The organism is Rhizobium sp. CF122 (assembly GCF_000282035.1).
In the GTDB taxonomy this organism is placed as follows: Bacteria; Pseudomonadota; Alphaproteobacteria; order Rhizobiales; family Rhizobiaceae; genus Rhizobium.
In genome coordinates this window covers 1-1,157 of record NZ_AKKA01000115.1, presented here as the reverse complement: position 1 = coordinate 1,157, position 1,157 = coordinate 1, and the positions used below count along the sequence as shown (strand labels likewise).

The 1,157-nt window shown below is 61.2% G+C and carries 1 protein-coding gene; it reads left to right on the top strand.

Annotated elements, in window-relative coordinates:
• Window positions 1–1,157: elongation factor Tu (tuf, locus tag PMI09_RS27040; RefSeq protein ID WP_007801868.1), on the top strand; the 1,157-nt coding region annotated here is incomplete at both ends.

Below are 1,157 nucleotides of genomic sequence, written 5' to 3'. Positions count from 1 at the left end.
ATGGCAAAGAGTAAGTTTGAGCGCAACAAGCCGCACGTTAACATCGGCACGATCGGCCACGTTGACCACGGCAAGACGTCTCTGACGGCAGCGATCACGAAGTATTTCGGCGAGTTCAAGGCGTACGACCAGATCGACGCGGCTCCGGAAGAAAAGGCCCGCGGCATCACCATCTCGACGGCGCACGTCGAATATGAGACGCCGAACCGTCACTATGCCCACGTTGACTGCCCCGGCCACGCCGACTACGTCAAGAACATGATCACCGGTGCCGCCCAGATGGACGGCGCGATCCTGGTGTGCTCGGCAGCTGACGGCCCGATGCCGCAGACCCGCGAGCACATCCTGCTGGCTCGCCAGGTTGGCGTTCCGGCGATCGTCGTGTTCCTCAACAAGGTTGACCAGGTTGACGACGCCGAGCTTCTCGAACTCGTCGAGCTGGAAGTGCGCGAGCTTCTGTCGTCCTACGACTTCCCGGGCGACGACATTCCGGTCATCAAGGGCTCGGCTCTTGCCGCTCTGGAAGACTCCGACAAGAAGATCGGCGAAGACGCGATCCGCGAGCTGATGGCGGCTGTTGACGCCTACATCCCGACGCCTGAGCGCCCGATCGACCAGCCGTTCCTGATGCCGATCGAAGACGTGTTCTCGATCTCCGGCCGTGGTACGGTCGTGACCGGCCGCGTCGAGCGTGGCATTGTCAAGGTTGGTGAAGAAGTCGAAATCGTCGGCATCCGCCCGACCTCGAAGACGACGGTTACCGGCGTTGAAATGTTCCGCAAGCTGCTCGATCAGGGCCAGGCTGGCGACAACATCGGTGCACTGGTTCGCGGTGTGAACCGTGACGGCGTCGAGCGTGGTCAGATCCTGTGCAAGCCGGGCTCTGTCAAGCCGCACAAGAAGTTCAAGGCTGAAGCCTACATCCTGACGAAGGAAGAAGGCGGCCGTCATACGCCGTTCTTCACCAACTACCGTCCGCAGTTCTACTTCCGCACGACGGACGTGACCGGTATCGTCACCCTGCCGGAAGGCACGGAAATGGTTATGCCTGGCGATAACGTCACGGTTGACGTCGAGCTGATCGTTCCGATCGCGATGGAAGAAAAGCTGCGCTTCGCTATCCGCGAAGGCGGCCGTACCGTCGGCGCAGGCATCGT